This window comes from Curtobacterium sp. VKM Ac-2922 (genome assembly GCF_022815645.1).
Classification (GTDB): Bacteria; Actinomycetota; Actinomycetes; order Actinomycetales; family Microbacteriaceae; genus Curtobacterium.
Map to the genome: position 1 here is coordinate 99745 of NZ_JALGRO010000011.1, position 20830 is coordinate 120574.

Genomic DNA, 20830 nt, shown 5'->3' on the forward strand with positions numbered 1-20830 from the left:
GACCATGAGAGCAGGGCGTGCACGCGGAGGTCGTGGACAACCGGTCGCGTCGATCTGGGATGATCGACGACGTCATGCAGTCCGTTGCCCAGGCCGTCGAACGACTCGACGCACTCGCCGCCACCGCCCCCGTCGCGGTCCTCGCCCGCGCGTTCGCCGAGGCCGGTCACGAGCTCGCGCTCGTCGGGGGCCCCGTGCGCGACGCCTTCCTGGGTCGCCCGGTGACCGACCTCGACTTCACCACCGACGCCCGCCCGGACGACGTCCTGGCGATCGTCGAGCCGATCGCCAGCGCCACGTGGGACGTCGGCCGTCAGTTCGGCACCATCGCCGCCCGGGTGCAGGGCGAACAGGTCGAGATCACCACCTACCGCAGCGACGTGTACGACGGCGAGACCCGCAAGCCCGAGGTCGCGTTCGGCGACACCATCGAGGACGACCTGCTGCGCCGCGACTTCACCGTGAACGCGATGGCACTGCGGCTGCCCGCCCGTGAGCTCGTCGACGTGCACGGCGGCGTCGAGGACCTGCTGGCCGGACGGCTCCGCACGCCCCAGACGGCGACCGTGTCGTTCCGCGACGACCCGCTGCGGATGATGCGGGCCGCACGGTTCACCTCGCAGCTCGGCTTCACGGTGTCCGACGACGTGCGCCTGGCGATGCAGGACCTGGTCGACTCGATCGACATCGTCTCGGCCGAGCGGGTGCGCGACGAGCTCGTCAAGCTGCTGAACACCGACGACCCCGTGCCCGGGCTGCGCCTGCTGGTCGACACGGGCCTGGCGGAGCGGTTCCTGCCGGAGCTGCCGGCGATGTGCCTGGAGATCGACGAGCACCACCACCACAAGGACGTGTACGAGCACTCGCTCACGGTGCTGACCCAGGCGATCGGGTACGAGCACGAGCGGCACGCCGGCGACTCCCCCGACACCGTCCTGCGGCTGGCTGCCCTGCTGCACGACATCGGCAAGCCGGCGACCCGCAAGCTCGAGCCCGGCGGCGCCGTGAGCTTCCACCACCACGACCTGGTCGGCTCGAAGCTCGCGAAGAAGCGGCTGCGGGCCCTGCGCTTCGACAACGACACCATCGCGGCGGTCGCTCGCCTGATCGAGCTGCACCTGCGCTTCTTCGGCTACACCGACGGTGCGTGGACCGACTCCGCCGTGCGTCGGTACGTGCGCGACGCCGGCCCGCAGCTCGAGCGCCTGCACGAACTGACCCGCTCGGACGTCACCACCCGCAACCGCCGCAAGGCCGACCGCCTGGCGTTCGCGTACGACGACCTGGAAGACCGGATCCGCGACCTGGCCGAACGCGAGGAGCTCGACTCGCTGCGGCCCGACCTGACCGGGGACGACATCATGCGGATCCTCGACATCCCGCCGGGGCGCGCCGTGGGCGAGGCCTACCGGTTCCTGCTCGAGGCGCGGATGGACGAGGGGCCCCTCGGGCCCGACGTGGCCGAGGAGCGGCTGCGCGCCTGGTGGGCCGAGCGGGACGCACCGGCCTGACCGCCTGAGCAACTGGCACCGATCTGACGGACCGGTAGCGGGCCTCCAGGCTGTCCGCTAAGCTTGCGGGGTTGTGCCGACCGCACCTGCGGTCTGGCGCACATGCATCAACCCTCCTGTTCCGGGAACCGCCCGGAGCCGCCAAGACCAAAGGAGGTGGGTTCCGCATGCACCAGTACGAACTGATGGCGATCCTCGACCCCGAGCTCGACGAGCGCACCGTCGCTCCCAGCCTGGACAAGTTCCTCGCTGTCATCCGCAACGACGGTGGGACCGTCGACAACGTGGATGTCTGGGGCCGTCGTCGTCTCGCCTACGAGATCGCCAAGAAGAACGAAGGCCTGTACGCCGTCGTGAACTTCACGTCGTCTGCCGACGCCGCCAAGGAGCTCGACCGTCAGCTCGGTCTCTCCGAGGCCGTGCTCCGCACGAAGGTCCTGCGCGCTGAAGAGGGCATGGCGCAGGTCGCCGCCCAGAAGCAGCGCGACGAGGCCCGTGCCGCGCGCAAGGCAGCCAACGCTGCTGCTGCCCCGGCCGCCGCGACCGCGAGCGCCGAGTAACCGATGGCCGGCGAAACCGTCATCACGGTGGTGGGCAACCTCACTGCTGACCCCGAGCTGCGCTACACGCAGAACGGGCTCGCTGTGGCGAACTTCACCATCGCGTCCACTCCTCGCACGTTCGACCGTCAGGCGAACGAGTGGAAGGACGGCGACGCGCTGTTCCTCCGTGCGAGCGTGTGGCGCGAGTTCGCCGAGCACGTCGCGGGGTCGCTGACCAAGGGCTCGCGCGTCATCGCGCAGGGTCGTCTGCGTCAGCGCTCGTACCAGGACCGTGAGGGCCAGCAGCGTACGAGCATCGAACTCGAGGTCGACGAGATCGGCCCGTCGCTCCGGTACGCCACCGCACAGATCACCCGCGCAGCGGGTGGCAGTGGCGGCGGTCGTGGCCAGGTCGGCGGCGGTTCGGGCGGCGGCAACTTCGGTGGCAACGGCGGGGGCGGCAACGCTTCCGGCGGCGGCCGCTCGGACGAGCCGTGGTCCCCGCAGGGTGGCCAGCAGCAGGGTGGTGGAGCGCAGTCGAACGACGTGTGGTCGACCCCCGGTGGCACCTACGACGACGAGACCCCGTTCTGATCCGTCCGCGGACACAACACTTCTTCTTCTCCTAAGGAAAAATCATGGCTGGAAAGAGCACCGGCGACCGCCGGAAGCCTCGCGGCAAGGGCGGCAAGAACGCCGCTCCCGCGAAGGCGATCAAGGTCGGCGTCATCGACTACAAGGACGTCGCGACGCTGCGCAAGTTCATCTCGGAGCGTGGAAAGATCCGCGCCCGTCGCATCACCGGCGTCTCCGTCCAGGAGCAGCGCCTCATTGCCCGTGCCGTGAAGAACGCCCGTGAGATGGCGCTCCTCCCCTACGCCGGCTCCGGCCGCTGATCAGGAGGATCACCATGTCCAAGCTCATCCTCACGCACGAGGTCTCCGGCCTCGGCTCCGCCGGTGACGTCGTCGACGTCAAGAACGGCTACGCCCGCAACTACCTCGTCCCCCAGGGCTTCGCTGTCGCGTGGTCCAAGGGCGGCGAGAAGCAGGTCGAGGCGATCCGCGCCGGCCGTGCCGCGCGCGAGCTCGCGACCATCGAAGAGGCACAGGACCTCAAGATGAAGCTCGAGAACGCCACCATCCAGCTGACCGTCAAGGCCGGCAAGGACGGTCGCCTGTTCGGCTCCGTCCGTCCCGCCGACGTCGCAGACGCCGTGCAGGCACAGGGTGTCGGCTCGCTCGACAAGCGCAAGGTCGAGGTCCCCGCGACCATCAAGACCGTCGGTGACCACGAGGCCACCGTTCGTCTGCGCGAAGACATCACCGCCGTGATCTCGCTGAAGGTCGTCGCCGCCAAGTAAGGCTGCTGCGGTCCGACAGTGTCGGTTCCGGTTGTTCCGTCGGAAGGCGGGTCTCCCCATCTCGGGGAGGCCCGCCTTCCGTCGTTCCTGCGGGGTCGGCGGGTGCTGCGCTGATTGTCGGGAGGCCCGCCTTCCGTCGTTCCCGCCGGTTGCCGTCGGTCTGGCTGGGCACCCGTCCGCCCTTGCGGGTTACCGCACGGACAGGGCTGCGGGTGGCTGAGAGCCAGCCGGGAGACTCCGAACGCACGGCCCGTTTGTCAAGCCGTTTCACACAGGAGAAACGTCAAATCGGAAACCTTCAAGCCCACGTTGAAGCCCTGTTGTCCACACACAGGGTGGAAACAGAAACCCCAGGTCAAGTAGTCGAAAGTGTGTTCTCTGGGGAGAGTTTCCACAGCCCTGTCCACAGTTCTCCACACACCGTTCCGGCGTGTTCCGCAGTCTCTCCACAGAGTTATCCACAAGGGCGTTTGCTGGGGATAACTTCGTACCCGTAGCTTGGCCCAGCGACTCGGGGATGTCGGTCGCTCGGGGTAGAACGATCAGGTCCGGAGTCGTCCGGGCTGGTCGCAGAACTGAAGGAGCTCGCGTGTCGATCGCACACCTGGACCCGGCGCCACAGGACTACGCGGAGCGCGGCGGGAACTACGGTGATCGCGGCGGCATGGAGCGCACCCCGCCTCACGACCTGCTCGCCGAGCAGTCCACGATCGGTGGCATGCTGCTGTCCAAGGACGCCGTCGCCGACGTCATCGAGACCGCCCGTGGCGTGGACTTCTACATCCCCAAGCACGAGGTCATCTTCGACGCGATCCTGTCGCTGTACTCGCACGGCGAGCCGACCGACGTCATCGCCGTCACCGACGAGCTGACCAAGACCGGTCTGCTGTCCCGCGCCGGCGGTGCGGAGTACCTGCACAGCGTCACGAGCATGGTGCCCACGGCAGCGAACGCCGGGTACTACGCCGCGATCGTCGCCGAGAAGGCCGTGCTGCGGCGACTGGTCGACGCCGGCACCCGCATCGTGCAGATGGGGTACGCGTCCGAGGGCGAGGTCACCGACCTGGTGAACAGCGCCCAGGCCGAGGTCTACAACGTCGCCGGCGGGGTGCAGACCGAGGACTACGTCCCCCTGACCGAGGCCATCTCCGCCGCCATCGACGAGATCGAGGCCGCCAAGGGCCGCGACGGCCAGATGACCGGTGTGCCGACCGGGTTCGCTCAGCTCGACGGTCTGACCAACGGCTTCCACCCCGGGCAGCTGATCATCATCGCCGCCCGACCCGCACTCGGAAAGTCGACCCTGGCGCTCGACCTGTGCCGCGCCGCCGCCGTCAAGCACGACCAGACCGCCGCGTTCTTCTCACTCGAGATGGGTCGCGCCGAGATCGCGATGCGTCTGCTGTCCGCCGAGACCAGCGTGCCCCTGCAGAACATGCGCAAGGGCACCGTCGACTCGCGCGACTGGACCACCATCGCGCAGACCCGCGGGCGGATCAACGACGCCCCGTTCTTCATCGACGACTCCCCCAACATGACGCTGGTCGAGATCCGTGCCAAGTGCCGTCGTCTCAAGCAGCAGCACAACCTGAAGCTCGTGGTCATCGACTACCTGCAACTGATGACCTCGGGCAAGAAGGTCGAGAGCCGCCAGCAAGAGGTCTCCGAGTTCTCCCGCGCACTGAAGCTCATGGCGAAGGAGCTGCAGGTGCCCGTGATCGCGCTGTCCCAGCTGAACCGTGGCCCCGAGCAGCGTGCCGACAAGAAGCCGATGATCTCCGACCTGCGTGAGTCGGGGTCCATCGAGCAGGACGCCGACATGGTGATCCTGTTGCACCGTGAGTCCGCGTACGAGAAGGACAACCCGCGCCAGGGTGAGGCGGACCTGATCGTGGCGAAGCACCGCAACGGGCCGACCGACACGATCACGGTGGCGTTCCACGGGATGTTCTCCCGGTTCGTGGACATGCCGCAGTAGTCCGCCGACTTGTCGGCCACCACGATCCCGGTCGCCGCGGCACTTGCTGTTCCCCGCATCAAACGTCCACCGAGGTCGCACTGAGAAATCGGCTATTGAGACTGCCGCCTTGTGCTCGCCGCGACCAAAAGTGAGTCTCGTCCGGCATGCTCGACCTGTGCAGTTCTCGTGGTGGACGTGGTGCGGGGTCCTGATCATCATGCTGGCGGGGCTCGGACTGATTGGGCGAGCTGCTCTCATGGCCGTGCGCAGGGATGGGGTGGGCCGAGCGAGAGCGGAGCGCGGGGCTAGCGCTCCGTGGTTCTGGTCGGGAATCGGAGTTCTCGTCGTCGCGGGACTCCTGTTGCTGCTCTGGGTCATTGCACTCGACAGCTGACAGCTGGTCGTGCGAACGCGGCTCGGTGAGGAATCGGCAATCGGACACGTCCTCGGGGGTCTGGCGTGCGTATCCACTTCGCTGGTGCTGCGCGTCCATGACCGATAGACAAGGGGCTACGGCCAACGAAGGAGTTGTCGATGCTGGTTCAGGTTTGTGGTCTTCCCGGTGCAGGGAAGTCGACGCTGTCGGCTGCGATCGCGGAGCTGATGCCCTCACTGACGCTCCGCGTCGACGCGATCGAGGGTGCGATGTGGAAGTACCAAATCCCGCGCGAGCAGTCCGGGATCGCCGCGTACTCGATTATGCATACCATCGCGGTACCGAATCTGCGGCGAGGGCAGATGGTCATCGCGGACGCGGTGAGCGGCGTTGAACCCGCTCGGGCTGGATGGGTGTCGACAGCGGATGCCGCCGGGGTACCGCTGCGCGTGATCGAGGTCGTGTGTGCGGACGTCGACGAACACCGTCGCCGCGTGGAAAAGCGTGCGAACGACCTGCCCGGGTTCACTTTGCCGACGTGGGACGAGGTACAGCGCACCGCCGACGAGTACGAGCCTCGCACGGACGATCGGCTCGTCATCGACAGCACCCGCGCCCTCGAAGAAACGGTCCGTCAGGCCCTCGACTACCTCGAACTCCACGCCCGGTAGGCGACCGAATACCGGACGGCGGCGGCGTCAGACGCGCACTGTTTCAGTTCACGGGGAACGGACGCCGTGAGATCCACACGGTGAAACCAACGATGAGGAGCGCGTCGAGAGCGAGGGGGAATTAGCCCCATCCGTAGGCGAAGCGGGATTCGAGTGATCCGACTCCGAGGATGACGGTCACTGCTGCGAACAACACCAGAAAGACGGGCAGGATCAGGCTCAGACGAGGTTGAGCGTTGAGTGCGAGTTGCGCGTCCCGAACCCATCGCTTGTTCCGAGCTCGCCACACAATTCCTGCGGCGGTGAGCACGAGGACGGCGACACTCAACACCGGGAACAGGGCGTCTCGCACGTCCCAAGGCTACAAGCGCGTTGGTCAACATCCATCTCGTTTGCCGATCGGCCAGCGAGACGGTCAGCGAGTCGCCGGCGGTCGTCGCCGCCGGCCCCTTTGGCGTCCGAGGGGCGACCGGCTTGTCGGAATGCTGGCCCGAGCACAATTATCTGGTTCCTCTGACCACTCCGCCGGCCTGACCTGCCGTCCGGAGGCGTCCTGATGTGCCGTCGTTGAGTCGGGCGGGGCGGTGCACCTTCAACTCGTTGAGGGCTTCGTTGGAAGGTCCTCGAGCACCTTGATGAGATCCGCGACCCGGCGGGGAAGGGCTGTCCCCAACCATTCGTCGATGTGTCGAAGCCGGAGGGCGTTGCGCGCAGCTGCATCCGTGAAGACCACATCGCAGAAGGGGACGGCGATCAACGATCGGCTATGGAGACGTGTGCATTCGTGACTCGTCGGCAGCGAGGATCGATGCCATCGCTGCTGGCCACAGCGCGTCCAGCCGCGGCCCCCATGGGTCCGCCATCACCCCATTTTGGCGACGCGCGTTGACCTCCGACAGAGAGACCCAGCTCCAATCAATTACCTCGGCAGGATCCGCACGCACCGCTGACCCCGTCGGCTCCTGCACGACGAAGAGGTCTACCAGCGCCGTCTCCTCAGTGAAGCGACCGATGCGGCGCAGCGCCTCCGGCTCGACTGGGACATTGGTCTCCTCGCGCAACTCTCGGCACGCTGCTACAGGACCTGCCTCGCCTGCCAGAGCGCTCCCACCGGGGAACTCCCACCCGAAGCCGAACTCCTTCGTCGGAGCCCTCTGCGTGAGAAGGATTGTTCGGTCGGCTCGGTAGACGCATACCGTGACCACAAGATGAAACTCCTCACTCGGCCAATTGCCGTCACCGCGCCGGAACGTCTCACCCGTAGGCGCTCCGGACGCGTCGATCAGATCCCACCACTCGTCCACACCAGAAGCGTAGAACGAACCGGCCCGCAAGATTGGACACGAGTTGTCCTGCAGCAGATCGGGTAACGAGACGGGTCCGTACGCCCCGGCCCGCTGCCTGATCCTCTAATGGCCGTGGAGGATTCGTCGGGTGACTGCGACTACCTCTTCGCTCGCGAGGATCGGCCGCTCCGTCACGAACGGGAGCGGGTCCCATCCGCGGTACCAGGCGTGCATCTGTTCCGGGCTGACCTCGGACGCCAGCGAACGTCCCGTATGCCGCCGCAGGGTCTCCTCGAACGAGAGGTCGAAGGCGTAGAAACGAGCCCCGGGCGACGTGCTCGCAACGCGTTCCAGCATCGCTGCGTAGCGGTCGGACTGGAAGATCCCTTCCAGCACGACGTCATGGCCAGCCGAGAGGCAGTATTTGGCTGCGACTTCGAGGAGCCCCGCGTGCTCCATCCCGTCAGCGTGACCGGCGTCCTGGCGCTCCTTGTAGATGGTCCGTCGGAAGTGGTCTTGGCCAAGTACGGCGGTGGGCCAGCCCAACTCCTGTTGCAGCTGCGCCGCGACGGTCGACTTGCCGGAGCCAGAGGCGCCGCGGATCACGATGAGCACGACAGGCAGGTTAGGACGTCGCCGGCTGTCCGCGCTGTCTCGGCTGCCGATCCCTCATCGGTCCGTCAGAGCCCACCGGGCGCCCTGAGAGAATGGCGTTGTGACCGCGGACGCCGACTTGAAACGACGGCTACAGACCTCGTTCCGCTGGCTCGGTGACCGGACGGACGACAACTCGTACGCCGACCTCACGGGCTGGTGGCGTGATCCGCACGTCCTGAGGTCCCTCGGTCCCGCCCTTGCTTCCCTGTTCGATGACACCCAGCCGTCGGTGGTCATGGGGATCCAGTCGCGCGGGACCATCCTCGGAGCGCTCGTCGCAGTGCACCTCGGCGTCGGCCTCGCCGAGGTGCGGAAGGACCCGAGCCGCGCCACGGACAGTGATCCCTGGTGGGAGGTCTCGACCGGGCCGGACTACCGAGACCGCTCCCTGCGCCTCGGAGTTCGACGCTCGCTGTTGCAGTCCGGGGACCGCGTGCTCTTCGTGGACGATTGGATAGCGACGGGGGCCCAGGCGGAAGCCGCTCATGCTCTCGTGAACATGGCGGGAGCGACCTGGATCGGCGCCGCCGTCGTGGTCGATGGACTTGAGCGGACCCCGCTTCGTCGAGCTCTGCGACTGCGCTCGCTCGTATCGCTGCGAGAGCTGTAGGGACGTAGTACCAACTCGGCGCGCCCGCTGGCGACATAGGCGACGAAAGAACACGAGGGGATGATCGCGCCTCGTGCTCGAGGAGGACGCGCTGAAGGGCCGGGGCTCCCTACCGTTGACTCGTCGGGATCGCCCGACATGGGTGGAGGGGACTGACGATGACCATGACGGACGGGGTTCTGCAGCCGGAGCGACGTGGGGCGGTGTGGTTGGCCGGCGCAGGCGTGCTGGTGATGGCGCTCGTGTTCCTGCCGTCTGCGATCGCAGCGTGGTCGACCGGTGCACAGGTTTCGGTCGCGACCCTGCCGGATGTGGTTGCAGCCGGCTTCTCGCAGTGGGTGCGGTCCGGCAGCTCCTCGGATTCGGGCTTGGCCGATGCGGTGTCGTTCTGGGCGGTCTTCCACGTCGTCAAGGCGATCGTCGCGGCAGCGCTCCTGGTCGCGGTCCTGCCGGTCGGCAAGCGGATCTGGGCTGCGTACGTCCACGCCCCGACGCGGAGCCGGCGTGTCCTGCTGCTGACAGCCGGTCTGCTCGGCGCCCCCTCGCCTCCAGTCCTGCTCCTGATGGTGATGGCGAACGTGCAGGGCGCGGCGGCGCCGCTGTCGTCCGTGTTGACCTTCCTGCCGATGACCGGTGCGTCTGTCGCGCAGGTGCGGGGCGAGCTGGCTGCCGGGACGATGACGCCGATGCTGACGGCACTCGTCGAAGACTTCCGTCTGTACCACGCGGTGCTCGTCGGGACCGCAGCGGGGGCGATCGTCGCCGTGGTCGTGGCGACCGTGATGGTGTGGATCCGACGAGCCCGCACGAGTCCGACCGATCGGCGACTCCGTCGGGTCCTGGCGGCTGCGGGGACGGCGCTGCCGGTGCTGGTCCTGTTCCTGGGGGTGGTCCTGCTGGCGAACGTGTCGACGGTGGCAGACACGGCGCCCGCGCTGGCGTCGTTCTTCGACGGCAGCGGGATGTGACGTCCGGAGAGCTGACCGTGTCTAGTCCCTCGCCGGACACGGCCAGTCAGGTCCGAACGCCTGTCGCACTCTCCGGACCCCCTCGATGCTTCCCCACACGTGGTGTCGCGCGCAGCTCGTGGTGGCCTGTCCGGCGACGACTCCGAAGTTGCCGACGTCGATCCACGAGTACCGGACCGGATCACTCGTCGACTGCAAGCCGCCCGACCCGGCCTGGTCGTCGATGGTGACCCTCGTGCCGTTGGGGAAGAGCAGGTCGGATCCTGCTGGCACGCACGTCGGCGCGGCGGAGGTGCGGAGTTGTTCGACCGGGATGGTCGTCGGGCTGGGGCAGGGTGAGCGTGTCGCCTCGTCGGCGCCGAGCGTCAGGACGCCGTCGGACCCACAGCCGGTCAGCGCCACCAGGGCGGTCAACGCGATGGCAGCAGCCATCGACCGAGAGGACCACCCCGAGCTGCGTCGCACGACTGCATTCTGGCCCACTGCCTCGACTTCCGTCGCGGCCGCCGCCCGTGTATGGTCTCGATCACTGAGGTAAAAGGCGCCGCGCTCTGCGACGCATCCACACGCGGCATCGAACGAGTCGCCACTTCTTCCCTCGAAGGAGTGCGTCCCCGTGTCCCCCAGTTCCTCTCTCCTCCACCGCCCTCGGGCCGGTGACCACCCTCCGCGTCTCTCCGAAGCATGGATGGCGCTCGCCGGGCTGTCGGCGGTGTTCCTGTTCGAGATGCTCGACAACTCCGTCCTCAACGTCGCGCTGCCGACGATCGGCCGCGAGCTCGGGTCCTCGACCACGGGCCTACAGTGGGTCGCGGGCGCCTACTCCGTCGCGTTCGGCGGGCTCATGCTGCTGTTCGGTGCCGTCGCTGATCGCTTCGGCCGTCGCCGGGTGATGCTGGTCGGGCTCGTCCTGCTGGCCCTGGCGAGCCTCGCCACGGCGGCGGTCACGACGACCGAGCAGCTGATCGCCGTGCGGGTCGTCATGGGCGTCGCCGCCGCGATGACCACCCCGGGGTCGATGTCGCTGGCGTTCCGGTTGTTCGACGACGAGGGGCTGCGGGTCCGCGCGCTGACGGTGATCTCGACCGCGGGACTGGTCGGGTTGGCGATCGGTCCGACGATCGGCGGGTTCGTGTTGGCAGTCGCTCCGTGGCAGGTGCTGCTGCTGGCCGACGTGCCGATCGCGGTGCTCGCGTGGATCGGCATCCGGCTCGGCATCGACCGTGATGACGCGGCCGGACTCCGGCCCGACCCGGTCGACGTCGCGGGCGCCCTGCTCGGCACGGCGACCGTCGTGGGGGCGCTCGTGACGCCGACCGTCCTGGTCGGCTCCGGCACCACCGCCGAATGGGGATGGCTCGCCATCGTCCTGACGGTCGCGTGTGCGATCGGGTTCGTCGCACGGGAGCGGACGGCGCAGCACCCGTTGGTGGACCTGCACCTGCTCGCCCGACCGCTGGTGTCGAGCGGCCTGGCGTTCAAGGCCGCGTCTGGATTGGCCGTCGCCGGGATGTCCTACCTGGTCACGCTGCAGCTGCAGTTCGCCTGGGGCTGGTCGCCGGTCCTGGCTGCGCTGGGGACGCTGCCGCAGGTCGTCGTGCTGCTCGCCGGAGGCCGGTTCGTCGGACCGTTCGTCCAGCGCGTCGGCCTGGGCCGCGCAGCCTGGATCAGCGCCGCTGCGGTGGTCTCCGGCCTGGTGGTCTTCGGCGGGCTGAGCCGGTACGGGTACGGCTGGGTAGTCGTGGCGCTCGTGCTCGTCGCCGCCGGGATGCGCGTGGTCGGTGTCGTCGCCGGGGCGTCGGTCCTGACGGGCTTGCCCGCCGACCGCACCTCGGTCGGTGCCGCACTCGTCGACACCTCGAGCGAACTCGCGGCCGGTGCTGCCGTCGCCACGGCGGGCACGATCGTCGCGGCCTTCGTCAGCGGCAGCATCGCCACCACCAGCTGGACGACCGCTCGGCTGGCGGACTTCCAGGACGCCCTGACCGTGGCCGGCCTGGGGCTCGCGGCCGTCGCCGCCCTGCTCGTCGCGGTGGGGATGATCCGATCCCGCACCACCAACGACCCGGCCACCACCAACGACCCGACACCCCTCACCCTGGAGACCACCCGTGCCTGACATCCAGACCCTGCCCCGCCCGCCGTTCGACCCCGAGTTCGAGCCCTTCCTGTCCGCGATGGACGAGCGCGGCCGCTTCCACCTGACGGCCGAGATGCTGCCGAGGATGCGACAGCTCGGCATGACCGACGAGCAGCTCGACGACGGCCTGCTCGCCCGTGGCCTGGAGCGCCGCAGCATCACCGTCCCCGGACACCACGGCGACCCGATCGCGCTCGCCGTGATCCAGCGCATCGGACGGACGGGCACCGCAGCCTGTGCCTACGCCATCCACGGCGGCGGCATGGTGTTCGGGCACCACCTGGGCAACCTCGACTCGTACGACGACTGGCTGCTGGTGCACGACGTCGTGCTCGTCAGCCCCGACTACCGCCTGGCGCCCGAGCACCCGGACCCCTACCCGGTCGAGGACTGCTACGCCGGCCTGGTGTGGACGGCCGAGCACGCCGACGAGCTCGGGATCGACCCCGACCGGATCGTCCTGGTCGGACAGAGCGCCGGAGCAGGCCTCGCCGCGGGCACGGCCTTGCTCGCCCGTGACCGCAGCGGCCCCGCCGTGATCGGGCAGGTCCTGGTCAGCCCCATGCTCGACGACCGCGACGCGACCCTGTCAACTCGGCAGTTCGACGGCGTCGGCGTGGCCGACCGCGAGATGACCGGATTCGGCTGGGACGCGTACCTGGGCGACCGTCGCGGTGGCGACGCCGTGTCCGTCTACGCCGCACCTGCACGCGCCGACGACCTGACCGGGCTGCCGCCCGCGTACGTCGACTGCGGCAGCGCCGAGGTGTTCCGCGACGAGACCGTCGCCTACGCCGGCGCCCTCTGGGCCGCCGGCGTGCAGGCGGAGCTGCACGTCTGGCCGGGTGCGTTCCACGGGTCGATGAGCATGATGCCCGAGGCGACCCTGTCCCAGCGGGCCGTCCGGGCGCTCCGGGAGTTCACCGGACGCTTGCTCGACGTGCCGGCGTGACCACGGGGGCCGGCGTGGCCACGGGGGTGGTGCCGGCTCACTCGTCCGGGTGCAGGCTCGTGTCGGCTGCACCGAGCCTCCAGGCCGTGAAGTGCACGGTGAGGTCGCCCCGGGACGGGGCGCAGCAGAACGGACCCGCGGTCACCGCGGCGTCCGGGTCGAGCGGCGCCACCCGCACCAGCCGCCACGGCTCGTCGTCCACCCGCGCGCGGACGGTCAGTGCGTCGCCCGAGCGGCTCGCCCGGATCGTGACCAGGCGGCCGTGCCAGCCGGGGACGGGTGACAGCGACCAGTCGGACACGCCGCGGGTGACCACGGCGCCCAGGCTGTCCTGGCCGTCGCTGCGTTCGACGCCGGCCTTGGTCCAGGTGGTGTCGTCGACCTTGACGAAGACGCCGGCCTGGTCGAACTGGGCGCTGAAGTCGAGTGGGAACGAGACCTCCATCGCGGTGTCCGGCTCGAGCGGTGCGAGCAGGGCGTGCTCGGTGTCGTGCACGAAGCCGTACGAGGTGGTGCGCCAGGCGTCGCTCCCCTCCACGGCGGTGACGCGCATGCCGTCGGCAGCGGTCTCCACGTGGGCGGGTGCGGTCGTCCAGGTGCCGGAGTTCCAGTCGATGTCGGTCATGCACCGAACCTACGGGTGCGTGAGGTTCGGCGCGTGCTGACGACCGGTGCGTCGGTCGCGGGAAGGCTCCGAGCGCGGAACGGGCTCGGCACCGGAGCCTGAGAGCACCCGCGTCCGGTCCTCCGGGATCTCGTGGTCTGTCGGCGTACGACGGAGCGGTCCGCTGATCCTGCGGACCTCGACGACGAAGGACCCAGCCATGTTCGACGGCTTCACCCCCATCAGCCTCATCATGTTCGTCGCGGCCATCGCGCTCGTCGCGGGTGGCCTGATCTCCAGCCGACGCGGCTGACACCGGACAGGAGGCCCGGTGCCAGCCCGCACCGCGCCTCCTGTCCGACGGTCACCGCGACCAGAGCATCACGGCCACCGGCGCGTCACGCCGACCGGCGTCGTCACACTGACGCGCGCGCGGCTCCCGCGGTCGCCGAGCTCACCAGGTCGTCCGGCTGCAGCGTCGCGCCGCCGCCCACGGCGGCAACCCACGTGTCAGTTGACGCGACGGCAGCGAAGTTCGAGTGCAGCAACGCCATCAGTGTCGTGTGCACCGTCTCGGCGTCCACGGAACCCGCGGCGTTGCTGATGTGGATCGCGCCGGTCGCGTCGGAGAGCACCTCGACGGCGACGCCCAGCCCCTCGGCCTCGACCGCCGATGCAAGGATGCAGTTGTTCGTCATGTAGCCGACGAGCGTGACCGTGTCGATGCCGTGCTCGCGCAGCCAGTCGTGCAGGTCGGTGCCGGCGAAGACCGAGCCGTACTGCTTGGTGAGCGCCTTCCAGGCCGACGTGCGACGTCGCTCGATGTCCGGGTGCAGGGCGTAGCGCTGGCTCGTCGGATCGAAGACGGGGGCACCGGCACCGCCGTCGTGCTGCACGACGACCACGGGGACCTCGTTCGCTGCGGCTGCGTCGATCGCGGCGACGATGCGCGTCAGCGAGTCGGCCGGGTCCGGGAACCGGATCGTGAGCGGACCGTCGAAGTACTCCTGCTGGACGTCGACCAGGACGAGGGCGCGGTTCGGGTGCGGCATGGTGCTCCTGACGCGGATGATGATGGCGGGACCACCCCACTCTGCTCCTGCCGGCTTCGTGGGACGATGCGATGTGCTCGTTCCCGTCCCGCCCTGTCCCCCGGTCGAAGCGGACCGTCGTGTTCGGTGAGGTGCCCGCGCTGCCGGTCGTCATCCCGGTCGGAGTCGTCGTCTTCGCGCTGCTGACGGTGCGGCTGGTCGTCCGGCGACGGTGCACGCTCCCGCGCGTGGCAGTGGCTGCAGCGCTCGCCGTGTACGCGGCGGGGATCCTGGCGAACACGGTGTTCCCGGTCTTCCTGCACCCGGTGGCGAGCTCGGACCCGAAACCCCTGCCGCTGGTCGTCGTGCCCTTCGTGGACTACGAGGTCGGGGACGCGGTGATGAACATGCTCGTGTTCGTGCCGCTCGGTGTCCTGGTCTCCCTGGTGCTGGCCCGGCCGACGTGGTGGCGGGTGGTGGTGACGGCTGCGGCGATCAGTGCCGGCATCGAGATCACGCAGTTCGCCACGGCGCAGGTGGCGGCAGGCGGGCACATCGCCGACGTCAACGACTTCCTCTGGAACACCGTGGGCGGTGGGCTCGGCTTCTGCGTCGTCGCGCTGCTGATGCAGTTCCGACGGTCCGCGCGGGTGCTGGCGCCGTTCCGCGGGCCCGAGCCGGGGGCGTGACGGGTCAGCCGTGGTGCCCGGCGCCGGGGTCACTCGGCGGGGGTGTCCAGGTGCTGCCCTGCATGGTGGCGGAGGGGTCCGGCACGTCACCTCGTCGGGTGCCGCCGATCCAGCCCATGAAGTGCGCCACCCAGCTGAGCACGGCGACGACGATGCAGGCGATGGTCAACCACGTGATGCTGTCCATGAGCGGACGCTACCGCACCGTCACACCGGCTGCAGCGGCTGCGGGTCACCGGCGGGCAACTCGATGCGGATCTCGTCGCCCGGTCGCACGGCCCCGCCGGCCAGGACGACGCTCATCACGCCGCCCTTGCGCTCGACCGTGCCGTCCTCGGCCCGCCCGAGCACAGCGCGCAGCAGTCCGGGCTCGAAGTCGTTGATCTGCTGGCACGGGTTCCGCAGCCCCGTGACCCGGACCCGGGCGGCGTCGCCGAGATGCAGCACCGTCCCCTCGGGCAGGCCGAGCAGGTCGATCCCGCGGGTCGTGATGTTCTCGCCCATCTGGCCGGGCTCGACGTGGAACCCGTCCGCGGCGACCTCGTCGAAGACCTCGGCGTGGATCAGGTGCACCTGGCGCAGGTTCGGCTGCGACGGGTCGCGCGCGACCCGGGAGCGGTGTTGCACGGTGGTGCCGGCATGGGCGTCCCCCTCGATGCCCCAGCCCTCGACGAGCACGACCTCGTCGACCACCGGCTTGCTGAAGTGGTGGTCACCGTCCCGGCTCACCGCGATCACGCGCGGCCCCGCTGCCTGCTCTCCGCTCATGGTCCGATCCTGGCGCAGGACCGGTGGACACTCAATGCCCTGACTAGGGTTCGGAGCATGCCTGCCGTCGTCCTGCTCGTGGTGAGCATCGTGATGCTGCTCGGCATGACCGTCGGACTGCTCTGGCGGGCCCGCGATGCGGGCTGGATGCGCGACGAGGGTCTCGTGGCGAACGTCCATCCACGCGCTGCGGTGGTCGGGTTCGTGGTCACCGGGCTGTTCGTGGCCGCGCTGGCCTTCGTCGGGGTGGTCATGATCGGCGGCGGGCACCCGGTCGAAGGGTGGGCGTGGATGGTCCTGGCATTCGTCGGTGTGGAGCTGCTCGCGCTGCAGGTCTGGGTCTTCCGGCAGCGGGTGACCGACTTCGGGGCGTCCGAGGACGAACCACCCGACTGACGGGAGGCGCGTGGCGGGCCCGCACGGGGCTTCCAGTCCGACGTGTGGCCCGTGTGCCCCGCATGCGGGCGCGACAGGATCCGCCGCAGCTGCAAGCATCGTGCTCGTGGAGCACGACGACAGCACGGCGGTCACCGAGGAGTTCGAGGGCGGCTGGTTCGTGGTCGACGGCGAGGTCGAGTACCTGGACGACGTGGTGTGGGTCCCCGCGACGGAGCGCTCCGCGCGGATCGTCGGCGGCGAACCGCGAGCCCACGTCGGATCGACCCTGCCGCTCGCGACATCGACCGAACTCGGTCTTGCTCGACGAAGCACCGTGCGGCGGCTGTGGACGATGCCGATCGCGATCGTCGTCGCGGCGGTGGTGTTCGGCGCGCTCGAGCTGAGCGGCGTGCCGTGGCGCAGCGACCTCGGTCGACAGCTCGTGGTCGGTGTCGCCGCCGGGATCCCCACGCTGGCCGTGGCGCTCGGTGCATGGACGCTGCTGACGCGGGACGCCGCCGGCGGTGTCGTCCGCGCGATGGGTGGGCACCGGACGCGCGAGCAGTACGAGCGGCAGCGGGCACTGGTCGGCGACGCCGACTGACCGCTACGCTCCGATCACACCGAGCCGGAGGGGGCTGCCGTGGTCGCATTGTCGTTCTTGGTACCGATCGTCCTGATCCTGGTCGTTGTCATGATCCTGCTGGCCGTCCACGGGTCGATGCAGCGCAGTCCGCTGCAGGACCAGCAGGACGCCGAGTGGCGAGCACGGCGCGCTGCGCGGAAGGAGACGCGCGCGGCGAAGCGGCGCGAAGGGTAGCGCTGGGGTTGTCGCTCGGGCTCGCGAGGGTGTACTGAGACGTGTCATCGAACCGGAGGTCGTCAGCGCTGACCACTCAGCGGAGTGCCGGGCAGTGTTCCGGTGTCGGGTGCTCGCTGATGTGGATGACGTCGTCCAGGCGGTCTCGGGCTGCCTGCAGCTGGGCGATCTGCGAGCTGATGCGGTCGCGTTCGCCGACCAGCAGCGCGGCGCTCTCCGCCGTGGCCACGCCGGCGTCGACGCACGGCAGCAGCTGCGCGATCGTCCTACTTGCCAGTCCCGCGGCGTACAGCTGCTGGACCAGGAGCACCCGGTCGACGGCCTGGAGGTCGTAGGTCCGCTGCCCGGACGCCGTGCGATCGGGCAGCAGCAGCCCTTGCTCTCCGTAGTACCGCAGCGACCGCACGCTCACACCGGCGCGGGCCGCCAGGTCCCCGATGCGCATCCGTTCGTCGATCACGACTTGCCCCTGACGTCCATGTGAGGTCTTAGCGTACCCGAGTCGGACCGGGAGAGGCCCGGTCGACAGGAGGACACCATGGACATCACCGGATCGGTCGCACTCGTCACCGGATCGAACCGCGGCATCGGACGCCGGTTCGTCACCGCGCTGCTCGAGCGCGGTGCGGCCAAGGTCTACGCGACCGCTCGCCGGCCTGAACTCATCGACGTCCCGGGTGTCGAGGTGCTGCCCCTCGACATCACGGACGCCGCCTCGGTCGCCGCGGCGGCTGAACGCGCGGGCGACGTCACCCTGCTGGTGAACAACGCCGGCATCTCGACGCAGTCGTCCTTGCTGACCGATGACCTCGACGACCTGCGCCGCCAGCTGGACACGCACCTGTGGGGCACGCTCGCGACGACCCGGGCCTTCGCGCCCGCGATCGAGCGGAACGGCGGCGGCACGATCGTCAACGTCCTGTCGGCGCTGTCGTGGTTCTCGTACCCCGGCTCGGGCAGTTACGCCATCGCGAAGGCGGCGGAGTGGAACATGACGAACGCCGTCCGTCTGGAACTCGCGCCCAGGGGCATCAGCGTGCAGGCGCTGCACCTCGGAGCGGCGGACACCGACATGATGGCGGGCTTCGACGGCCCCATGGTCGACCCAGCCGAGGTCGCCGCTGCCGCGCTCGACGGCGTCGAGCGCGATGCGTTCGAGGTCGTCGTCGACGACTGGAGTGCCATGGTCAAGGCGTCCCTGGCGGCCGACCCAGCCGCGCTGTACGCGCAGATCACCGCCTGAGCTGCGCAGACGGGAGGCGCGTGGCGGGCCCGCACCGGGCCTCCTGTCCGGCGGTGGCCGGGTTCAGTGCTCGGCCGTCACCATGGCGGACATCCGCGCCATCAGCCCACGCGGCACGAACCGGTGCGCGTTCGCGATCACCGCGTTGCCGACACCCGACACGACCGTCGGTCCACCGGCACGACCGAAGGCCCGCAGGCCGACGGCGGCGACCTGCTCGGCGCTCTGCCGGCCGCTCTGCATGACGTTGCCGCCACCGGCCGCGTCGAAGAACCCGGTGTCGGTCGGACCGGGGCACAGCGCCAGCACCCGGACGCCGGAACCCCGTGTCTCCTGCCAGAGCGCCTCGGTCAGCGAGAGCACGAACGCCTTCGTCGCGCCGTAGACACCCATGCCCGGCGTCGGCTGGAACGACGCGGTCGACGCGATCGTCATCACGCCACCGACACGGCGCTCGAGCATCGCGGGCAGGAACGCGTGCACCAGACGGGTCAGCGCGGTGCAGTTGAGTGCGAGCTGCGTCCGGATGCGCTCGTCCGTCGTGTCGACGAACGGCCCGTGCGCACCGACACCGGCGTTCGCGACCAGGATGTCCACGCGCGTGCCTTGCATCGCGTCGATGACGTCGTCGACGCCGGCGTCGGTCGCCAGGTCCGCCACGAGCACCTCGGCGCGGACGCGATGGTCACGTCGGATGCGGGCCGCGAGGGCCTCGAGTCGGTCGGCGGACCGCGCGACCAGGACGACGTCGCTGCCGGCGCGGGCGAGTCCGAGCGCGAGGGCCTCGCCGATGCCGCCGCTGGCTCCGGTGACCAGGGCGCGACGGGAACGGAAGGGGTGCTTCGGGGGTGTCATGCACCCTGCCTACACGGTGGTCCGGTCAGGCGGGGAACGGCCGCCTGAGCATCGCCGCAGCCGCACGGGCGCGGGGGATCACGACGATCGCGCTCCACAGCCCCAGGCCGACCCACAGCCCCATCAGCAGCCCGGTGATCAGGTCGCCGTGCTGGGCGCGCATCGACCACGTCATCGCGAGCCAGAAGACGCTCAGGACGATCTTGCCCCAGCCGCCGAGCTGCCGTTCGGCCTGGGCCTGCAGCAGCGGCACCCACTCGGTCGGGGGCACGTCGGGCGGGACCTCGCCGTCGGAGACCCAGCGCTGTGCGATCGTCGCGCGTTCGTAGCCGCCCTCGAGACGCCACGACCGCAGGGTCAGACCGACACCGATCGCTGCGCCGAGGACCGCGGAGGGGATGCCGACCGACACCAGCACGCCGGTCGTCGCGGTGGTCCACGAGGACAGCACGAGCATCACGAGCACGACGGCGAACGCGGCACCGGCGATCGCGGCACCGAGCAGACGGAGCCGTCCGGCCTCGTCGATCACACCCACGTGCCAGAGCCGGTCCGGCTGCTGCTGTTGCTCGTCGATCACGTCGGGGTCCTGTCCGGTCGAGACCCCAGTTCTACACCCGCACGGTGCAGGGTTCGTGGGTGCCGCACGGTGCGGGGTTGGCACCTGGTGCGAGGTTGGCGGGTGCCGCACGGTGCGAGGTTGGCGGCCGGTGCGAGGTTGGCGGGGTGGTGCGCGGATGTACGCCCGCACCGGGCGGCGAAGGTCGCACGGGCGGTGAACCTCGCACGGTGCTCTTGCGCCTGGTGCGAGGTCGGCGGGGTGGTGCGCGGCCTGGCCTGACGGGTGGACAGGCACGGTGGGTAGCGTCGGGCACGACGTGTGAGGAGACACCATGGCGAAGTACACGAAGCACACCGGGACGAAGGCCCTGCTGCTCGGGATCCTGACCGGAGGACGGAGCGCGACCCCGCTCGCGCTGCTGGCGCTGAACCGCGACCGCCGCGAGCTGTCCGGGTCGTGGCAGGACTGGCCGGTGTTCCGCACGCCCCTCGGCCGCGGACTGCTGGTCGCCGGCGCGGTCGGTGAGCTCATCGGCGACAAGCTCCCGATGACACCGAACCGCACCGCGGCGACGGGCTTGCTCGGTCGTGCCGTCTCCGGAGCGTTCGTCGGACTCGCGATCGGCACCACGGGCCGGCGCGACCGCCGTGTCGAGGGTGCCGTGCTCGGCGCGGTCGGGGCCGTCATCGGCAGCTACGTCGGCTTCGCGGCACGCAAGGCCGTCGGCGGTGCGACGGGCCTGCACGACCCGCTCGTGGCGCTCGCCGAGGACGCCGCGGTGATCGCCGGCACGCAGAAGGTGCTGACGTCCCGCTGAACCGCTGAACCGCTGAACGTCCGACGC

Annotated in this window: 28 protein-coding genes; 17 read left to right on the forward strand and 11 right to left on the reverse strand. The window is 69.7% G+C overall.

All coding sequences use genetic code 11. From position 1 onward, the window contains the following. The first annotated feature begins 74 nt into the window (after positions 1 to 74). The 7 genes from MT346_RS13650 (at position 75) to MT346_RS13680 (ending at position 6423) form a co-directional block, all read left to right on the forward strand. Positions 75 to 1511, forward strand: coding sequence for a CCA tRNA nucleotidyltransferase (locus MT346_RS13650; RefSeq protein ID WP_243563695.1), 1437 nt, complete (start codon positions 75 to 77; stop codon positions 1509 to 1511). Between the two features lie 167 nt (positions 1512 to 1678). Then, a complete protein-coding gene (rpsF, locus tag MT346_RS13655; RefSeq protein ID WP_243563619.1) occupies positions 1679 to 2071 on the forward strand; it encodes a 30S ribosomal protein S6 in 393 nt (130 codons plus the stop codon). A gap of 3 nt (positions 2072 to 2074) precedes the next feature. After that, the gene (locus tag MT346_RS13660; protein WP_056121019.1) at positions 2075 to 2647 is read left to right on the forward strand and encodes a single-stranded DNA-binding protein; all 573 of its coding nucleotides are present in this window, start codon (positions 2075 to 2077) and stop codon (positions 2645 to 2647) included. 44 nt (positions 2648 to 2691) lie between these two features. Next, positions 2692 to 2949, forward strand: coding sequence for a 30S ribosomal protein S18 (gene rpsR, locus MT346_RS13665; RefSeq protein ID WP_056121021.1), 258 nt, complete (start codon positions 2692 to 2694; stop codon positions 2947 to 2949). A 14-nt stretch (positions 2950 to 2963) separates the two neighbouring features. Beyond that, positions 2964 to 3416 (forward strand): 50S ribosomal protein L9, encoded by a 453-nt coding sequence (gene rplI, locus MT346_RS13670; RefSeq protein WP_243563620.1) that lies wholly within the window; start codon positions 2964 to 2966, stop codon positions 3414 to 3416. 589 nt (positions 3417 to 4005) lie between these two features. Continuing rightward, a complete protein-coding gene (dnaB, locus tag MT346_RS13675; protein ID WP_071299679.1) occupies positions 4006 to 5394 on the forward strand; it encodes a replicative DNA helicase in 1389 nt (462 codons plus the stop codon). A gap of 516 nt (positions 5395 to 5910) precedes the next feature. Then, on the forward strand, positions 5911 to 6423 hold the full coding sequence (locus MT346_RS13680) for an ATP-binding protein (protein WP_243563621.1): 513 nt from the start codon (positions 5911 to 5913) through the stop codon (positions 6421 to 6423). Positions 6424 to 6544: 121 nt separating this feature from the next. Here MT346_RS13680 and MT346_RS13685 read toward each other — a convergent pair whose 3' ends face one another. The 3 genes from MT346_RS13685 to MT346_RS13695 form a co-directional block, all read right to left on the reverse strand. Continuing rightward, the gene (locus MT346_RS13685) at positions 6545 to 6775 is read right to left on the reverse strand and encodes a hypothetical protein (protein ID WP_243563622.1); all 231 of its coding nucleotides are present in this window, start codon (positions 6773 to 6775) and stop codon (positions 6545 to 6547) included. 412 nt (positions 6776 to 7187) lie between these two features. Then, positions 7188 to 7727, reverse strand: a complete 540-nt coding sequence (locus tag MT346_RS13690; protein WP_243563623.1) for an NUDIX domain-containing protein — start codon at positions 7725 to 7727, stop codon at positions 7188 to 7190. A gap of 105 nt (positions 7728 to 7832) precedes the next feature. Further along, the gene (locus tag MT346_RS13695; protein WP_243563624.1) at positions 7833 to 8324 is read right to left on the reverse strand and encodes an AAA family ATPase; all 492 of its coding nucleotides are present in this window, start codon (positions 8322 to 8324) and stop codon (positions 7833 to 7835) included. Between the two features lie 100 nt (positions 8325 to 8424). On the opposite strand from MT346_RS13695, the gene MT346_RS13700 reads away from it, so the two are divergent. Together MT346_RS13700 and MT346_RS13705 are read left to right on the forward strand one after the other, a co-directional pair. Next, entirely contained in the window at positions 8425 to 8976 is a 552-nt protein-coding gene (locus MT346_RS13700) for a phosphoribosyltransferase family protein (protein ID WP_243563625.1), read from the forward strand. Positions 8977 to 9134: 158 nt separating this feature from the next. Next, positions 9135 to 9944: a hypothetical protein gene (locus tag MT346_RS13705; RefSeq protein ID WP_243563626.1), complete on the forward strand. Its 810-nt coding sequence runs from the start codon at positions 9135 to 9137 to the stop codon at positions 9942 to 9944. Between the two features lie 21 nt (positions 9945 to 9965). On the opposite strand, the gene MT346_RS13710 is transcribed toward MT346_RS13705, so the two are convergent. Then, positions 9966 to 10376: a hypothetical protein gene (locus MT346_RS13710; RefSeq protein ID WP_243563627.1), complete on the reverse strand. Its 411-nt coding sequence runs from the start codon at positions 10374 to 10376 to the stop codon at positions 9966 to 9968. A gap of 256 nt (positions 10377 to 10632) precedes the next feature. Between MT346_RS13710 and MT346_RS13715 the strand changes: the two genes are divergently transcribed. Beyond that, the gene (locus MT346_RS13715) at positions 10633 to 12063 is read left to right on the forward strand and encodes an MFS transporter (protein ID WP_243563628.1); all 1431 of its coding nucleotides are present in this window, start codon (positions 10633 to 10635) and stop codon (positions 12061 to 12063) included. After that, positions 12056 to 13036 (forward strand): alpha/beta hydrolase, encoded by a 981-nt coding sequence (locus MT346_RS13720; protein ID WP_243563629.1) that lies wholly within the window; start codon positions 12056 to 12058, stop codon positions 13034 to 13036. The genes MT346_RS13715 and MT346_RS13720 overlap by 8 nt, the downstream gene beginning before the upstream one ends. Positions 13037 to 13073: 37 nt before the next feature. Here the strand turns inward: MT346_RS13720 and MT346_RS13725 are convergent, their stop codons facing one another. Together MT346_RS13725 and MT346_RS13730 are read right to left on the reverse strand one after the other, a co-directional pair. Next, complete coding sequence (locus tag MT346_RS13725; RefSeq protein WP_243563631.1) at positions 13074 to 13661, reverse strand: DUF1349 domain-containing protein; 588 nt, start codon at positions 13659 to 13661, stop codon at positions 13074 to 13076. A 395-nt stretch (positions 13662 to 14056) separates the two neighbouring features. Further along, positions 14057 to 14692 carry an isochorismatase family protein gene (locus tag MT346_RS13730; RefSeq protein ID WP_243563632.1) on the reverse strand — a complete coding sequence of 212 codons (636 nt, stop codon included), beginning with the start codon at positions 14690 to 14692 and terminating at the stop codon, positions 14057 to 14059. Positions 14693 to 14811: 119 nt separating this feature from the next. Between MT346_RS13730 and MT346_RS13735 the strand changes: the two genes are divergently transcribed. Next, complete coding sequence (locus MT346_RS13735; protein WP_243563634.1) at positions 14812 to 15360, forward strand: VanZ family protein; 549 nt, start codon at positions 14812 to 14814, stop codon at positions 15358 to 15360. A gap of 4 nt (positions 15361 to 15364) precedes the next feature. On the opposite strand, the gene MT346_RS13740 is transcribed toward MT346_RS13735, so the two are convergent. Both MT346_RS13740 and MT346_RS13745 read right to left on the reverse strand, forming a co-directional pair. Next, positions 15365 to 15547, reverse strand: coding sequence for a hypothetical protein (locus MT346_RS13740; RefSeq protein ID WP_243563635.1), 183 nt, complete (start codon positions 15545 to 15547; stop codon positions 15365 to 15367). 20 nt (positions 15548 to 15567) lie between these two features. Beyond that, positions 15568 to 16128 (reverse strand): MOSC domain-containing protein, encoded by a 561-nt coding sequence (locus tag MT346_RS13745; RefSeq protein WP_243563637.1) that lies wholly within the window; start codon positions 16126 to 16128, stop codon positions 15568 to 15570. Positions 16129 to 16185: 57 nt separating this feature from the next. Between MT346_RS13745 and MT346_RS13750 the strand changes: the two genes are divergently transcribed. From MT346_RS13750 to MT346_RS13760, 3 genes are all read left to right on the forward strand, one after another. Further along, positions 16186 to 16524, forward strand: coding sequence for a hypothetical protein (locus MT346_RS13750; protein WP_243563638.1), 339 nt, complete (start codon positions 16186 to 16188; stop codon positions 16522 to 16524). A gap of 106 nt (positions 16525 to 16630) precedes the next feature. Then, positions 16631 to 17110, forward strand: coding sequence for a hypothetical protein (locus tag MT346_RS13755; protein WP_243563639.1), 480 nt, complete (start codon positions 16631 to 16633; stop codon positions 17108 to 17110). Between the two features lie 39 nt (positions 17111 to 17149). Continuing rightward, on the forward strand, positions 17150 to 17326 hold the full coding sequence (locus MT346_RS13760; protein WP_243563640.1) for a hypothetical protein: 177 nt from the start codon (positions 17150 to 17152) through the stop codon (positions 17324 to 17326). 76 nt (positions 17327 to 17402) lie between these two features. On the opposite strand, the gene MT346_RS13765 is transcribed toward MT346_RS13760, so the two are convergent. Continuing rightward, a complete protein-coding gene (locus MT346_RS13765; protein ID WP_243563641.1) occupies positions 17403 to 17786 on the reverse strand; it encodes a MerR family transcriptional regulator in 384 nt (127 codons plus the stop codon). Positions 17787 to 17864: 78 nt separating this feature from the next. On the opposite strand from MT346_RS13765, the gene MT346_RS13770 reads away from it, so the two are divergent. Next, a complete protein-coding gene (locus tag MT346_RS13770) occupies positions 17865 to 18569 on the forward strand; it encodes an SDR family oxidoreductase (RefSeq protein WP_243563642.1) in 705 nt (234 codons plus the stop codon). A gap of 63 nt (positions 18570 to 18632) precedes the next feature. Here the strand turns inward: MT346_RS13770 and MT346_RS13775 are convergent, their stop codons facing one another. Together MT346_RS13775 and MT346_RS13780 are read right to left on the reverse strand one after the other, a co-directional pair. Next, positions 18633 to 19424, reverse strand: a complete 792-nt coding sequence (locus MT346_RS13775; protein WP_243563643.1) for an SDR family oxidoreductase — start codon at positions 19422 to 19424, stop codon at positions 18633 to 18635. Positions 19425 to 19449: 25 nt separating this feature from the next. Beyond that, entirely contained in the window at positions 19450 to 20004 is a 555-nt protein-coding gene (locus tag MT346_RS13780; protein ID WP_243563645.1) for a hypothetical protein, read from the reverse strand. A 313-nt stretch (positions 20005 to 20317) separates the two neighbouring features. On the opposite strand from MT346_RS13780, the gene MT346_RS13785 reads away from it, so the two are divergent. After that, the gene (locus MT346_RS13785) at positions 20318 to 20803 is read left to right on the forward strand and encodes a DUF4126 family protein (RefSeq protein WP_243563646.1); all 486 of its coding nucleotides are present in this window, start codon (positions 20318 to 20320) and stop codon (positions 20801 to 20803) included. Positions 20804 to 20830 lie beyond the last annotated feature (27 nt).

Coding starts and splice junctions, on each gene's coding strand:
- MT346_RS13650 (WP_243563695.1), top strand. CDS start 75: ATGCAGTCCGTTGCCCAGGCCGTCGAACGACTCGACGCACTCGCCGCC.
- rpsF (WP_243563619.1), top strand. CDS start 1,679: ATGCACCAGTACGAACTGATGGCGATCCTCGACCCCGAGCTCGACGAG.
- MT346_RS13660 (WP_056121019.1), top strand. CDS start 2,075: ATGGCCGGCGAAACCGTCATCACGGTGGTGGGCAACCTCACTGCTGAC.
- rpsR (WP_056121021.1), top strand. CDS start 2,692: ATGGCTGGAAAGAGCACCGGCGACCGCCGGAAGCCTCGCGGCAAGGGC.
- rplI (WP_243563620.1), top strand. CDS start 2,964: ATGTCCAAGCTCATCCTCACGCACGAGGTCTCCGGCCTCGGCTCCGCC.
- MT346_RS13680 (WP_243563621.1), top strand. CDS start 5,911: ATGCTGGTTCAGGTTTGTGGTCTTCCCGGTGCAGGGAAGTCGACGCTG.
- MT346_RS13705 (WP_243563626.1), top strand. CDS start 9,135: ATGACCATGACGGACGGGGTTCTGCAGCCGGAGCGACGTGGGGCGGTG.
- MT346_RS13710 (WP_243563627.1), bottom strand. CDS start 10,376: ATGGCTGCTGCCATCGCGTTGACCGCCCTGGTGGCGCTGACCGGCTGT.
- MT346_RS13715 (WP_243563628.1), top strand. CDS start 10,633: ATGGCGCTCGCCGGGCTGTCGGCGGTGTTCCTGTTCGAGATGCTCGAC.
- MT346_RS13725 (WP_243563631.1), bottom strand. CDS start 13,661: ATGACCGACATCGACTGGAACTCCGGCACCTGGACGACCGCACCCGCC.
- MT346_RS13730 (WP_243563632.1), bottom strand. CDS start 14,692: ATGCCGCACCCGAACCGCGCCCTCGTCCTGGTCGACGTCCAGCAGGAG.
- MT346_RS13740 (WP_243563635.1), bottom strand. CDS start 15,547: ATGGACAGCATCACGTGGTTGACCATCGCCTGCATCGTCGTCGCCGTG.
- MT346_RS13745 (WP_243563637.1), bottom strand. CDS start 16,128: ATGAGCGGAGAGCAGGCAGCGGGGCCGCGCGTGATCGCGGTGAGCCGG.
- MT346_RS13750 (WP_243563638.1), top strand. CDS start 16,186: ATGCCTGCCGTCGTCCTGCTCGTGGTGAGCATCGTGATGCTGCTCGGC.
- MT346_RS13770 (WP_243563642.1), top strand. CDS start 17,865: ATGGACATCACCGGATCGGTCGCACTCGTCACCGGATCGAACCGCGGC.
- MT346_RS13775 (WP_243563643.1), bottom strand. CDS start 19,424: ATGACACCCCCGAAGCACCCCTTCCGTTCCCGTCGCGCCCTGGTCACC.
- MT346_RS13785 (WP_243563646.1), top strand. CDS start 20,318: ATGGCGAAGTACACGAAGCACACCGGGACGAAGGCCCTGCTGCTCGGG.